Annotated in this window: 13 protein-coding genes and 1 riboswitch; of the genes, 5 read left to right on the plus strand and 8 right to left on the minus strand. The window is 41.9% G+C overall.

Translation table 11 applies throughout. The annotated features are described in order from the left end of the window. Both CES82_RS00155 and CES82_RS00160 read right to left on the minus strand, forming a co-directional pair. Positions 1-1,586: collagen-binding domain-containing protein (locus CES82_RS00155; protein WP_180245611.1), on the minus strand; the 1,586-nt coding region annotated here is incomplete at its 3' end. A gap of 364 nt (positions 1,587-1,950) precedes the next feature. Beyond that, the gene (locus CES82_RS00160; protein ID WP_225364792.1) at positions 1,951-2,622 is read right to left on the minus strand and encodes an EAL domain-containing protein; all 672 of its coding nucleotides are present in this window, start codon (positions 2,620-2,622) and stop codon (positions 1,951-1,953) included. Positions 2,623-2,740: 118 nt separating this feature from the next. Between CES82_RS00160 and CES82_RS00165 the strand changes: the two genes are divergently transcribed. After that, on the plus strand, positions 2,741-4,147 hold the full coding sequence (locus tag CES82_RS00165) for an FAD-dependent oxidoreductase (protein WP_098823301.1): 1,407 nt from the start codon (positions 2,741-2,743) through the stop codon (positions 4,145-4,147). A 68-nt stretch (positions 4,148-4,215) separates the two neighbouring features. Here CES82_RS00165 and CES82_RS00170 read toward each other — a convergent pair whose 3' ends face one another. Next, on the minus strand, positions 4,216-4,923 hold the full coding sequence (locus CES82_RS00170) for a VIT1/CCC1 transporter family protein (protein ID WP_098823302.1): 708 nt from the start codon (positions 4,921-4,923) through the stop codon (positions 4,216-4,218). Between the two features lie 13 nt (positions 4,924-4,936). Next, positions 4,937-5,620, minus strand: coding sequence for a VIT1/CCC1 transporter family protein (locus tag CES82_RS00175; protein WP_098823303.1), 684 nt, complete (start codon positions 5,618-5,620; stop codon positions 4,937-4,939). A 129-nt stretch (positions 5,621-5,749) separates the two neighbouring features. Here CES82_RS00175 and CES82_RS00180 point away from each other — a divergent pair, with 129 nt between their 5' ends. The 3 genes from CES82_RS00180 to CES82_RS00190 all read left to right on the plus strand — a co-directional run bounded on the left by CES82_RS00180 (position 5,750) and on the right by CES82_RS00190 (position 7,866). After that, complete coding sequence (locus tag CES82_RS00180) at positions 5,750-6,133, plus strand: hypothetical protein (RefSeq protein ID WP_098823304.1); 384 nt, start codon at positions 5,750-5,752, stop codon at positions 6,131-6,133. A gap of 427 nt (positions 6,134-6,560) precedes the next feature. Further along, positions 6,561-7,139 (plus strand): LysM peptidoglycan-binding domain-containing protein, encoded by a 579-nt coding sequence (locus CES82_RS00185; RefSeq protein WP_180245612.1) that lies wholly within the window; start codon positions 6,561-6,563, stop codon positions 7,137-7,139. 310 nt (positions 7,140-7,449) lie between these two features. Then, positions 7,450-7,866, plus strand: coding sequence for an OsmC family protein (locus CES82_RS00190; RefSeq protein ID WP_098823306.1), 417 nt, complete (start codon positions 7,450-7,452; stop codon positions 7,864-7,866). A 182-nt stretch (positions 7,867-8,048) separates the two neighbouring features. Here CES82_RS00190 and CES82_RS00195 read toward each other — a convergent pair whose 3' ends face one another. Further along, a complete protein-coding gene (locus CES82_RS00195; RefSeq protein WP_098823307.1) occupies positions 8,049-10,964 on the minus strand; it encodes an MMPL family transporter in 2,916 nt (971 codons plus the stop codon). 158 nt (positions 10,965-11,122) lie between these two features. On the opposite strand from CES82_RS00195, the gene CES82_RS00200 reads away from it, so the two are divergent. After that, complete coding sequence (locus CES82_RS00200; RefSeq protein ID WP_098823308.1) at positions 11,123-11,731, plus strand: TetR/AcrR family transcriptional regulator; 609 nt, start codon at positions 11,123-11,125, stop codon at positions 11,729-11,731. A 76-nt stretch (positions 11,732-11,807) separates the two neighbouring features. Here the strand turns inward: CES82_RS00200 and CES82_RS00205 are convergent, their stop codons facing one another. The 3 genes from CES82_RS00205 to tenA all read right to left on the minus strand — a co-directional run bounded on the left by CES82_RS00205 (position 11,808) and on the right by tenA (position 13,930). Beyond that, positions 11,808-12,629 carry an HAD-IIB family hydrolase gene (locus tag CES82_RS00205; protein ID WP_098823309.1) on the minus strand — a complete coding sequence of 274 codons (822 nt, stop codon included), beginning with the start codon at positions 12,627-12,629 and terminating at the stop codon, positions 11,808-11,810. A gap of 93 nt (positions 12,630-12,722) precedes the next feature. Beyond that, positions 12,723-13,199: a GNAT family N-acetyltransferase gene (locus tag CES82_RS00210; protein WP_098823310.1), complete on the minus strand. Its 477-nt coding sequence runs from the start codon at positions 13,197-13,199 to the stop codon at positions 12,723-12,725. Between the two features lie 65 nt (positions 13,200-13,264). Beyond that, positions 13,265-13,930 carry a thiaminase II gene (gene tenA / locus CES82_RS00215; RefSeq protein WP_439959029.1) on the minus strand — a complete coding sequence of 222 codons (666 nt, stop codon included), beginning with the start codon at positions 13,928-13,930 and terminating at the stop codon, positions 13,265-13,267. A gap of 77 nt (positions 13,931-14,007) precedes the next feature. Further along, positions 14,008-14,104: riboswitch (TPP riboswitch) on the minus strand. Positions 14,105-14,280 lie beyond the last annotated feature (176 nt).

The raw sequence follows: 14,280 nt of genomic DNA on the forward strand, positions 1-14,280 counted from the left end.
GGCGTTGTCGGCTGATCTGGAACTGTCGGTTGATCCGGCGGTGTTGTCGGCTGGTCCGGTATCGTCGGTTGATCCGGCGGTGTTGTCGGCTGATCCGGAACTGTCGGTTGATCCGGTGGCGTTGTTGGCTGATCCGGAACTGTCGGTTGATCCGGTGGCGTCGTTGGCTGCCCTGGTGTTGTCGGCGGATTAGGGTGAATATCCCATCGATGGGTTTCCCCGCCTGTTATATTGACGGTATCGGCTACAATATTGCCATCAATATTGACGCCAGCTTGAATAGTAGCTTCAGGGGCTAGAATACTACCCATAAACCGACCGCTAACAAAGTTAAAGGTCTGATCTTCAATTCCGAGGTTCCACAAAACATGATTAGGCTCACTATGTGAATTACTATTATTCAAACTACTAGTAGAGCTGCCATACTCCAGCTGAACTTGAGTCGAAATATTTTGAGTCCCATCAGGAATATCAGTTACGTTAATCACAATGGTTGGTCCGTTAGTATCACTACTAATTCCCTTAATGGAAATAGGATTAGCGGCATTAAGGACACTAAACGGAACATTAACATAAATAATATTATCCGTTGGCGTCGCATTGGTCACGTCAACATACCGATTATTTTGATCGGAAAAGTCTTTTTTAACCCCTGCAGAATCAGATTGGCTTGAGAACTGAGTGGAATTTTGAATCAGTTCATCAAAAACTTTTTCAAAATCAATATAGGTACTTCCATCAGCATCTTGGTAAACATCTTCTGGCTTTAAATTTTCAATAAGAACGCCATTAACTAAGACCCGATTATCCTCATCAGTGGTTATTTTGACATCTTTACCAAAGACAACGTGATTAAACGTCGTATTCCTAAAAGCGTTACCTTGTAAATTATCGGCTAATTGCTGAATATAATCTATGTCTCCCTCAGTTAAATTATCCGATTCCTCAAGGGTGCCAAAATCATTGGAGTGATGCAAAACGCCAACTGCCAAATTACCATTTGTATCCGCGTTTAGACTGGCATCATTAGCAAAAATGTGGAACAAAGACGCCAATTTCAAAACGCTATTCGCATTTAAACTATCAACATCAATGCCAAGACTTTTCAAAAAGGTATCATCATCAATTGACGTTACCGTCTGTACGGCTTGACTGTCTTTATCTGTAAGATTACTGACCGCGCCTTTAGCAGTCGCTGTCTCGTCAGTTGCATCATTACTAATTGATTTGCTAGCCGCTTTGAATGTCATCTTCGAAGCTGTGGAAACCGCGGAACTATTAGAAGTATCTGCCACTGAAGCAGTTGCTTTTGTCTCTTTTAAACTACTCTGTTGAGTTTCAGCACTCTTTTGAGCCCCAGCGGAACTAGCCGTAACAGCCGGTTCTGTCGACGGCTTACTTGCTGTAACCGCTTCAGTTTTTTCAGTATCCGTATCGTTACTTGTTGGTTGAGTGCCATCCTGCGTTGACGTATCGTTTACCGAATCACTCGCCGTATTGGCCGTAGCTGTCTGTGCTGCTGGGACAGTATCAGCCGGGGCCGATTGCGCACTAGCATTTATCATGCTCAGTGTAAATCCTGTCATCAGCGTTATTGTGGTAAGTCCGACATTTAGCCAGCATTTCTCGTTGTTGCACTCAAATTGGCGCAGTTGTTTCTTAGTCATACTATTCACTCTAACAGGTGTTTTCATATGCTGAAGGTCCCTTCGTTGTATTAGAAAATGTTTATGTATAACTCGATATACCATTTCTTACTGATTACTTGATAAATCAGTTTTTATTTTAAATTAGTTTATTTGATAAATCAACCTAATTTTGAAATTTAATTTACTTTAATTACTTTATCCTTATCAATTGGGTAATTGTTAACCTATATAACAAAACAGTCACTAGCAAATCTTCGCTAATAACTGTCTCTTATAGTACTATATTGATTTAAAAATTAACCTATTCCAATTTTACAAGATGAGGTTTACCATAAAAGTAACCTTGACGATAAGGTAAGTTTAAATCATCAAGTAACTGATCTTCCTTAGCGGTTTCGGTTCCTTCAACAACCAACCTAATATGGTACTGATTGGCAATCTTTTTCCAGAATCGGAGCTGTTCAACAATTTTAAATTCTAGGTTTGCATTGCGAAAATTCTGCATTGCAAACTTAATTTCATTAGCATATGGGAGCAGGAGCTTAATGTGTTCATAGGTGTTACAACCACTGCCAACATCATCTAAGCTGAGTTGCACCCCACTTGCTGTGTAGCGTTTAGCACTCATGAGCAACTTATCTTCGGGAACAAGTTGGTCGCTTTCTTCTTCAGTAACCTCTATAATCAGTTTAACTGGAAAAATTTCGCGTTGAACGTCAATTAAAGCTTCTTCCATATGTGGATCAATGAATTGACGCCGATTTAGGTTAAACGAAATCGAACCGACTTTTAAACCGATCCGATGGGCAGTCTTCTTGAGTAACCCGATTTGCTCATCTACCGGAATCGCAGCAAAATTTTGTGGTAGTCGCCAATGTTCGTCATCGTACTTACGAATTAACATTTCGTAGCCAACCAGTGAATTGGTAAATTTATTCAATTGTGGCTGGATAAAGTACCTGTACAAGAACATTTCCTCCCCTAACATTAATTTCAAACTTGATTATATCATTTATATGATACTTTTTTATCGATTCGCAAAAATTCTGATTGTATTCACTAATTTGTATACGAAATGAGGGTTTGTACGTATGAAAGTCATTATTATTGGTTGTACACATGCTGGCACGGTCGCAGCAACAGAGATTTTAAAAAATCACCCGGAAACTGATCTCACAATTTACGAACGTACTGATAATTTCTCCTTCCTATCTTGTGGGATTTCTCTCTACCTTGAAGGTAAGGTTAAGAAACTTGAAGATATGTTCTATTCTTCACCTCAAGAACTGCGGGACATGGGCGCTACCGTACACGACAAGCATGATGTTCTTAAAGTCGACGCCAACACACACACGATTCAAGTTGCCAACATGGAAACTGGCGAGGTCTTTAACGATACTTATGACAAATTAATTATGACAACTGGCTCATCCGTTAAAGTACCCCCTCTGTACGGTATCGATAACACTCGGGTATTACTGTGTAAAAACTACCAGCAGGCACAAACAATTTACAAAGCTGCTAAAAAGTACCATAATATCGCCATTATTGGTGCTGGCTATGCGGGTGTTGAATTTGCGGAAGCCCTTTCTGAGACAGGACATCAAGTATCCTTATTTCAAGCCCGTTCGCAGGTATTGAATAATTACGTAGACGGTACCATGTCTAACTGGGCAGTACAACAACTGCAAGATCACCATGTGGCTGTTCACTTGGAAACTGAAGTCAGCGCGTTTACCAGCACTAAAGCTAGTGACCAAATTACAATTGAGACCAATCAAGGCGACTTTAAGACCGATATTGCGTTGGTCAGCACCGGATTCACTCCCAATACGTCTCTCCTATCGAGTCAAGTTGACGTTGAGCGTCACGGTTCGTTTTTAACCAACCGCTATCTGCAAACATCCAATCCAGATATTTACGCTGCGGGTGATTGCTGCATGGTCCGTTTTAATCCAACGGGGACGCCAGCGTATACACCACTCGCCAGTGTTGCTATTCGCCAGGGAATGTTGGTTGCACACAACATCTTCGGTCATACTCACCCTTACATTGGCACCCAGGCCAGTTCCGCATTGAGTCTCTACGACCACGCCCTAGCAACTACCGGCCTGACGCTGACACATGCACTCAAACGTGGTATCGATGCTGACAGCGTTACCTTTGATGGTACGTGGCGTCCAGGCTATATGCCGTCTACTGATCCACTGACCATTGTGCTGGTTTACGATAAAGGAAGCCGCCGCATTTTAGGTGCTCAATTGCTCAGCAAGCACGATATTACGCAATCCGCAAATGCCGTTTCAGTTGCCATCCAAAACAACAATACAATTGATGATCTCGCATTTGTCGATATGCTGTTCCAACCAAATTTTGACTACCCATTTAACTACCTAAACCAAGTTGCACAGTTGGCAATCAACAAAGAAGCCGATGCGGGTCGTACTGAACCTCGTTTTACAGCGCCAGGTTATAGTAAGCCCAGTCAAAAATCATAATCCATTAAAAAATCACGTCCAGGAGATTAAGTCACCTGAACGTGATTTTTCTTTACTTTCAGTAGTAGTTATTTCAACATCAACCCAACACTATAGTGAATAATCATCGTGAGAATGCCCACAATAATATTACGAATAATAGCTGTTTTAACTAAACCATTACCTAGCTTAGCGCTAAGAAACCCGGTAATACCGACCGAAACACAGACCGCTAAAATAGTGACTGGCCATTGAATCGAAACCGGTGATAATGTCATCGCTAACAGTGGAAAAACACCACCCGCTGCTGCAGAAAATAGAGATGAAAACGCGGCGTTCCACGGACTCATATAGTGGTTTAGCGTTAGATCATACTTCACATTAACCACCGTTTCCAACGGTTTTTTAGCCATTAATTCATTGGCAATCTTAGTCGCCGTTTCCTCAGTCACACCACGATCAGTATAGTGATTGATCACCGCCTGAAGTTCGGCTTGGTAGTCCGTCTTCAGTAACCGTTTTTCCGTTCGAACCGTCGATTCTTCAGTATCCTTTTGAGTACTAACTGAAGCATATTCGCCAGACGCCATGGAAAAAGCACAGGCTAGCAAGTCTGACAGACCCGCGATAAAGATAGTGAATTGATTAGGGGTTGCTACGGCAACACTAAACAGCACACCAACCACGGTAAGGATACCATCATTAGAACCAAGCACACCCGCACGTAAGGTGTTTAACTTTTCATCCATCGTTTGGGTGGGCTTTTTCTTTTTTTGTTTAATCAGTACTTCACTCATTTAAAAGTCCTCCCTAGATATGACCAATTAGCGTACCGATTGCGTAGGTAACAATCATCGTCAGCACACCTGAAACAATGTTTCTGACCATCCCATTACCCCTCTTAGCATTGCCCAAAGTGGCCGCACTAAAACCGGTTATAGCTAATGCGATAATGACCGCCAAAAAAGTACCCCAAATTCTGACAGCTGACGGTAACATCGTAATTGCTAAGAGTGGTAAGATAGAACCAATAGGAAACGAAATCATTGAGGCAATCGCTGCTGCATATGGGCTCGTGTATTCACCAACGTCAAAGCCATAACGTTCACGCACGGTTGTCACTAATGAATCCTGACTCATCATTTCATGAGTCGCCTGTTCAGCGAGTTCTGGTGTAATGCCATCATCAACGTACTTTTGCTTGACAAAATCGAACTCGTCGTCGTAATTATCTGCCAATGCTTTCTTCTGATTCATGACTGCTCGCCGCTGCGCATCCTTTTGCGTATTGACTGAGACATATTCGCCCATCGCCATAGACACCGTACCGGCCAGCATTCCTGAAATACCAGAAATAAAGATAGCAAAGTTGCTGGTGGTTGCACCGGCGACACCAATAACGATACCGGCAACTGACACGATACCATCATTAGCACCCATTACGGCTGCACGCATGATATTAATACGTTGCGCAAGAGTTTGCTTCTTTTTCATGTGTATCAACCTTCTTTCCTCTTTAGAATTATTCTTATCTACAACAATCATTCTAAACTCTCTTTAAGCAAAAGTAAAATACTTTTGCGGTTTTTTTACTGTCTTTTTTGTAAAACGGAGGTCTTTTTTATGAACGAACAAGTGGCAAAATACCGACAACTATATGATGCAACGCGTGACGCAATCCTTACCGATCCACTTTCAAAATCACAAATTTCAGCCTTTCAGACACAATTAAACGAATTAAAACCAGTTGCATTGAGCGGCTTAAATCAAAAACTTGCACAAGCTTATCTAGATTTGATCGGTGAAAACCTCACTTACGCTTCGCACCAACTACTCTTTGTCTTAAATTTAAACCATGATCACTCAACTATCCCGTTGCCTATTTCGGTTGACCAACTGCGATCTTGGCAAAAAACTCATGCAGCTGAGTACTCACTTTTTACACGAAACCCCTTTCTATACAACGGCTTATCCGTTGACGAAACAGCTGCATCAGCACTTTTGTAACATTTCCTTAATATTTCATACACGATATTAACAAAAATACCGATCTTTTCTAATCCAGAGAAGACCGGTATTTTCACGTATTATTTCACTAACTTCCCACTTTTATACTAAAAACAGAGGCGCTGTTATCCTCATTTTTTAATTTATTTATTAATTGGCCGTAACATTTACGTTACATGGCGCTTTCATGTTTCAGTTTATTACGTGAATATGACAAAATTTCAAATACATGACCCTTTTCGAATTTAATGTAGTAATTCTGTTACTGAAAAGCAGATTTAGCATGTTATAGTAATACTCGTGGCAAGGATAAATAATTCTTAGCTTATAGTTTCATTAATTTAATCCCTATGCTTAAAAGCATAACATCGAAAGGTTGGTCATACATTTTATGTTACCAAAATCAATAGTTTCACGTAGTTTAGTCATGTTCGGTACTTTAATCGGTCTCGGTTTTGCTACTATCTCTGCTTCCGCTAAAGAATACACTGTTAAATCAGGCGATAGCCTTTGGAGCATCGCTAAGAACAACAACACCACTACTAAGGCGATTGTTGACGCTAACTCACTCAGTTCCGCAAAAGCTGTGATTTTACCAAATCAAAAGTTAACCCTTCCTTCAGCTGTAAAAGCTGATAAGAGTTCACGGATCAAGCCGCTGACGGAAAATACTTCAAACACCAACAGTAAACCAAAACAAACGGCAACTAAAACTGCTACTAGTGGTTGGACAACCATGGTTGCCACCGCTTATGATCCACAAGTTGCAGCTGGTGGCCAAGGGACTTCTATTCCTACTGGTACTGGTGTAGCTGCTGCTTTAGACCGTTATCCTAAGGGAACTCAGCTTGAAATCAAGTTCCAAGACGGTCATACCGAAAACCGGGTGGTTAACGATACGGGTACTTTTACTTACAGCAACCCTAATCAATTAGACATTTCAATGACTAATTCCGAAGCCATGCAATTTGGGCGTCAATCCGTTCAAGTTCGTGTCATCGGCTAAAAAAGAGTGCGAAACAACTCGGTAGATTCCAGAATTTAACGTAAAATAATGCGTATTTTGTCGAACTTTGGCGGAATACGCATTATTTTGTGTTAAATGGCCGGAATCTGAGTTGTGGAACCAATTTAGGCTAGATTACAGTATTGAATAAAAGTAAACTTTTATTCATGTTTCAGTTAGGAAACCAGTGAAAATTTTTGTCAATATAGGCTTAAATCATAGCCCTTCTTGTTGTCCGTTAATCTAACCAACACCGTCTTTAGGGTTCCTGTGATACAATAATCTTAAATGACATCTGGAGGTTATTTTAATGGGAAAATACATCGTACATTCAACTCTAAGGCCAGCGGGTACACAAGTCATGAATCAAACTGGCGGCCACACCTACTTGGCTGATGAGCCATTAGTTGCCAAGGGCACCGACGCTGCACCAAATCCTGTTCAATATTTATTGGGCGCTGTTGGTAGTTGCATGAGTGTGACAGCACGTGACATTGAGAATTCAGAAGACAATTTAACCATTAAAAAGTTCAAAGTTGATGTCAGTGGTGAAACCACCACATATAGCGACGGCAGTTCTAAAGTGACGCACATGACGATTAAAATCACCGCGGAAACCAACTTGTCACCTTCTGACCACCAGTTCTTCTTAAATGAAGTTGTTAGAAAATGCACCGTGCACGAATCATTAATCGGTGCAATTCCAATGGATATTACGTTTCAATAGTAGGTATAACTCAACTCGGTAGATTCCAGAATATAACACTTAAAAACGTCATTCCGACGGTTCGTTCTTGTCGGGATGGCGTTTTTAGGTTTATGAACCAAAGTAAATTTTAGAATGTATTTTGGCTAAAAGATTAATTCAAATACTTACCAATATGACCTCATGACCCAGCCTGTTTTCACTTACTCATTCTTCGGATGCGCTTTAGTATACATCTTGTCAGTCACATATGGATAAGTCCATTTGACCATGATCGACATAGTAATTGGTAACAAAATCACGAGGATAATCAGACCAATAATAACGGTCATAGCAACTTGAATCAGTGTCAATACGTTAGATGGTATTAGTGCCGCAAAGGTGCCACCTAAGATAATCGCGGCTGAGATGACCACCGTTCCAATAATGGCCGATGCGTTCAAAATTCGGCGACGAACATCCGGAATTTTGGCTGCATCGTCACGATATCGCATCATCAGGAAAATACTATAATCCACACCCAGTGCGGTAATCATAATGAAGCTAAAGAACGGTGTATTCCACGTTAGCAGATTTTGAGCCAATAACGCTTTTGATAATAATCGTGTCAGCGTTAACGCGCTCACGTACGTGGTTACTAACGTTGCAATAATCGTTAATGGCTGAATCAATGACCGAGTCACGAATATCAGGGCAATCCCGATTCCAATCAACATGATGACTACTGTCCGGATAAAATCACCGTTAGACAATCTTTGTAGATCAGCGGTCCGTGAAGACTCGCCACCAATAGCTACCTTATCGTTTTTCAAAGCACCGTGTTTCAGACTAGCCTTGGTGTCGCTGGAAATCGTGCGAATCTGATTAGCCGCCTTGGTCGTGCTTGGATCACTATTTAGGATAATGGTAATTTTGGCAATCTTACGGTTACTTGACATAAACGCATCTAGCGACGGCTTAAAGGTTGAACTGCCTAAGGTTGACTTAGGAATGTAGAAATCATTGCCAACGTAAGAACTTTGCAGTCCCTTCAGATAACTGCTGGCAGTGGTCGTACCCTGACTGATTTTTCCAAGTGCGGTATTTGCGGACGCTAGGCCTTGCTGCAGTGCTCTGGTTTTAGCTTGCAACTGACCCACTTGAGTCGCCAACTGTTGTACCCCGGCATTGACCTGAGTGCTACCATTAGCCACGGATTTCGCACCTACATTCAATGCATTACCCTGTTGAGCTAACTGACTAGCACCGCTGTTAAGCTGGTTGACGCCAGTAGCAAATGGTGAAGTCTGACTGTTCAGTTGACCCAAACCATTAGAAAGCTGAGCCGAACCGGTAGCTAATTGACCGGTACCCGCCTGAATCATCGGTAGCTGGCGAGTTTGTGCCTGCATTTGATTCAGTCCTTGAGTTAATTGTTGACTGCCACTGGATAACTGACCGATGCTGCTTGTCAGTGCCGTAGTACTGCCACTAAGTCGACTAGCACCATTGCTTAATTGACCAACGCCTGCTGTATACGCAGCAATGCCTTGATTAAGCTGTTGCGCACCACTCTGCAGCTGACCTGTCCCGCTTATGAGTTGTTTCAACTGAGCAGTATTACTACTGCTATTAGCCGCTGCCAGTTGCTGATCAGCTGATTTTAGTCCGGCTTGAACTTTGGTTAACCCTTGATTAGCTTGGTTAAGCCCAGTAACTAATTGGCCTAACTGGTCTTTCAGGTACAATTGCTTAATTTTAGTACCTCCTGGCTGGGTTACTGAACTGACTTGTTTAACCCCTGGTTCAGCCTTGAGATAGTTCGTTAAATTATCGATTGCGGCCAAATCTTTCTGGTTGTTCAATGAATGACTGCTTTCAATGTAAAAAGTTGACGGACCTGACATGCCAGCAGGAAAATGCTTGTTGATCAGATTATAGCCCGCCTTTGATTCGATGCTGTTAGATAGTTCGTCGGCGCTGTTAAAGTTGAGTTTTTGATTACCAACTAGTAACAGGGGCACAATAACAACTGCCATAATGACCACGGTAATGGCGGTATGATTCAAAGCTGACTTGGACAAAAAGTGCCAAAACGGATTCTTGCCGTGTGCCGTTAAGTCCTTGCTTGGCCAAAACATGGTTTTTCCTAACGTTGCCATGAAGAACATGTTCAACGTCAGCAAAACCGGCAACAATACCAGAACCCCAACGGCCACGCCGACTGCTGAACGGTAGAACGAAAACTTGGCTAGTGCCAGAACTAAGAATCCAATAAAGACGGATGACCCGCTGTACAAAATGGTTCGTCCAGCATGCTTACGGGCAACTGTAGCCGCCTCATCCGCACCTAAACCGTTAGCCAGTTCTTCTTTAAAACGGTTATACAGTAAAATATTATAATCAGTTCCAATCCCAAACAGCACTACAACCATGAAGATTTGGGTGAAATTAGAAAGTGGAAAATTGAATTTATCCGCTAAGTTCATGACGATTCCACTAGAAACCAGGTAGGAAACGCCAACTGTCAGTAATGAAATAAACGGTATGATGATCGATCTGAAAACCAGAATCAGCACTATAAAAATGAAAACCGCCGCGATAATCTCCGTTTTCTTCAAACCAGCTTGTGTGGTAGTTGAAAAGTCATCATTTAGTAAATCGGCCCCGGTGACGTAAGTTCGTAAACCGTGGATTTTCAGATGACTACGTAATTGTTTGGCTTGGGTCGACACTTTCTCATGGTCAGAGACACTGACCATCGCAAGTTGGGTCGTCCCATCTTTGGACGCCAACTGCTTTTTAGCCTGCGCATTATCACTGGCACTGGTCATATCAAGAATCTTCAAATTTGAATCACTCTTGATATTTGAAATGGCCTGATTGATCTGCTGATTATTTTGGGCGTTAAGTTGACCATCTTTCTTATTAAAAACAACGATCAGTGAACGCACACTGCGGTTATTTTCTGATTTACGGTCAATGGTTTTAGCAACTTCGCTTTGGACCGAAGATGGTAATGCAACGGAACTGTGTTTTTTGACAAGTTGCGTCACATTTGGCATAGTCAACGTGGCAACCAGTACTACTACGATCCACACGATCAATGCCAAACCGTGCTTTTTGAAAAACTGCTGCATCAATCTCTCCCCCCTTTTAGACTATTGGCTATACTTAGACACTTGTACAACCTTTACGCATTATGATAAAGTCAGCTTAAAGGGAGTTCAATAAACAAAAATGGACTTTCGCTTAAATTTAGACAGAATAGATAAAATGCAAAGATTAGAGGCTTATCATGAAATACGATTTAACTAAAAAGCGGACTCGTGGCGCTCAGCGCACCCTTCGCGCATTCTCGCAGACCATGTTACGACTGCTAGCCAAGAAACCCTTTGAAGAAATTAACGTCAACGAAATCTGTGAGTTCTGTGATTTTCCGCGAGCGACTTTCTATAATTACTTTGACGATAAATATGACCTTGTGAACTATTGTTGGTACGTGCTGGCCGAAAAAGTTCGCATTGACGAAGCAAAAGAACTTAATCCTAGTGAAATTGTCATCACCTATTTTGACCGCCTCTACGATTTATTCGAAAATAATAGCGAGTTAGTTTCAGGAATTTTGCATCATAATCAGCTTTCAGGCAGTCTGGTTAATAGTTTTACTAACTATCTGCGTAATTTGGCACACCAGATTTTTCTGGAGGTCTTTGGAGACCTTAAATTTGATATTCCAGTTGAGCTAATCGTAGATCAATGCAGCGCAACCATTTTAATTTTGATTGAATGGATTTTTCTGAAGGAAAAACCTACCACCCGTGAACAAGCACATCATTACTTAGCCGTTTTACTAGGCGACGAGAGTACCTTTTCCATGTCTGATTCCAGTCAGTCAAAATCATAGTAACCATTAAATACAAACAAGTCCTCTCCCGATTTTATCGAGAAAGGACTTGTTTGTGTTTCACTATATTACTCTGTTAAAGTGCCATCTTCAAGGTTTCCAAAACTCCGTTATGATTGTTATCCAATTCTGTCACGTGAGCAGCTGCCTGCTGAATCTTATCCGCAGCGTTTTTCATGGCAAAACTATGCGGTGTCATAGTCAGCATGCTCAAGTCATTTTCGTTATCGCCAAAAGTCATTAACTCATCGTCAGCAACTTGGTAATGATCCTGTAAGATCCGAATACCTGACCGTTTATTAGCATTGGCAGATCCCACTAGATCCGTGTTAAAACCTGACGTTTCATTGGTGAGTTTTGCCGGTAAAATTTTAGCCAACTTAGCCGAAGCTGAATCAAAGTTAGTGCCTGGCGCGAAACTAATTGCAAGTTTGGTAAATTGATCCTTCACCTTTTTACCCGCAATCGTAGCCAGATTATCAACGCCAATCACTGGTCGATAGTAATACTTCACGATCTTTAAAATCTCCGGATCCAGGTCGCGATTAACATAGGTGCCGTGCAAACCAGAAACGACTTCTTGAACGATCAGTCCAGGCTTAAATGCCTTCTTTAACAGTTGAATCACGCCATGGACCTGTTCATCACTAATGGCTTCGATGTGCTGAAGCGCGTTGCCACTGTGAACGATAGCACCATTCTGCGAAATGTAGTCCATTTGATCAGCAACTTCAGCAAACTCATGCCGTAACCGTTGATACTGTGACCCGCTAGCAGCAACAAAATGAATATGACGAGCTTTCATTTGTTTGAATACTGACAAAAATAACTGTTTATCATACTTACGCTCGTCGTTTAAAAAAGTGCCATCCATGTCGACTGCTACCATCTTGATCATTTCATTACCCCGCTTTTTAAATTTTCCATACCGATTATCATAACGGAAAATGGTGAAAACTGCATGTTAAATTTTACTTTTTCGGCAAAAATTTTACAGCGACTTCATGTACCAAGTATCACAGGCACTATGTTCCGATTGAGAAAGCGGCTGAGACAACGGTTTGAAGCCGACTTTTTGATACAGCTGATTCGCGGGTTTCATGGCAGCAAAAGTTTCCAAATACAACGCTTGATAATGGGCCTTGGCATAGTCAAAACAAACCGGTAATAATTGACTAGCCGTTCCATGATGCCGGTAGTCTGGATCCACGTAAAGTTTCTGTAACTCAGCAATCCCCTGTTCAGGCGCAATGGGGCCCACACCGCAGCCGCCAACCACTCGGTCTGTATCCGCCACTGCCACGAAGTATTTAGCAGCGGGTGTTTGCTGATACCATTCACTTAAACGATCAACGAAGGGGTCAAAGTAAGCTGTCCCAGGTAAATTCAAATGCAATTGTTCTAACGACGTCCGCAGAATTTTGGCCATTTGAGCATCATCTGCTGGTTTAATTTCTCGAATCTTCATATGTATATCACATCTTCCCTTATGTTTGTTTAGCATTATACCAATTAAGAGAAGATGAGAAAAGTCTAGGCCGTCACTTGCCACCTCTGTTGATCCATGGCCATTTGCCAAAATGCCAGTTCATAGGCACTGCTGCGTACAAATGACGTTTTCATTTTATCTCTGGTAGTCTCATCCGACTGTGCGGCAACTTGATTGGTTAAATCAATCATCTGGTCCACACTATCGGTATAATCATCGCTATCATAAGTTTCAATCCACCGTTGATACAGTTCAACTGGCGATCCCTTGGCAACGAGCTGCTGGCCAATCTGATTATAGAGCCAATAGCACGGCAGCAAACCAGCAATAGCCTGTTGAGGCGTGCCACGATAAAGTTCCGCATACATATGATTGACGTAGTTATAAGCCGTTGGCGCAATGGGCGTGCTGGCAATTTCCGCTGGCGTAATTCCCAGTTGTTCAAAGAAGCCCTCGCGAACGGCAATTTCGCCGTCTTTCAACCCCTGAGCACCCTCTAATAAGAACTGTTTACCATGAGCATCATCAACTTGATCCGCCACTAACTCGTGCAGTTTGCCAAATTCACTCAGATAATACCGATCTTGAATGAGGTAATACCGAAAAACGTCTTTGGGTAAAGTACCGTCCTGTAATTCATGAATAAAGGGATGTTCAAAGCTCTTTTGCCAAAACGGTGCCGCTGCTTGATGAATTTGATCCGTAAACAATATAAGCCCTCCTCAAGCGACGAAAACTGCTGAATCGAAAAAGCCGGCCAGAGAAACCCTGGCCGGCAGTTTTATCGCAAAATACGCGTTAACTTTCCTTCGCGAGGGTTAGCTCACAGGTTCAAAGGGTTCGGTCCGCGGCCGTCTCAGCAATTTGCGCCCCTAGTTAATATACGTTGAGTATAGCATGTTTTACACCTTATTCTGCCAAAAAAGGCCAAAATTCCTTTTTTATTCACTTAACTCATGTTACTATTAATTAAACTTTTCAAATTATTTTTTAATGTCCTTTTAACGATTACTGAGATGCTGAAATTTTCATGAAAACACGGACTATCCTTCCCAGATTT

The sequence above is a fragment of the Secundilactobacillus silagincola genome, assembly GCF_002583405.1.
In the GTDB taxonomy this organism is placed as follows: domain Bacteria; phylum Bacillota; class Bacilli; order Lactobacillales; family Lactobacillaceae; genus Secundilactobacillus; species Secundilactobacillus silagincola.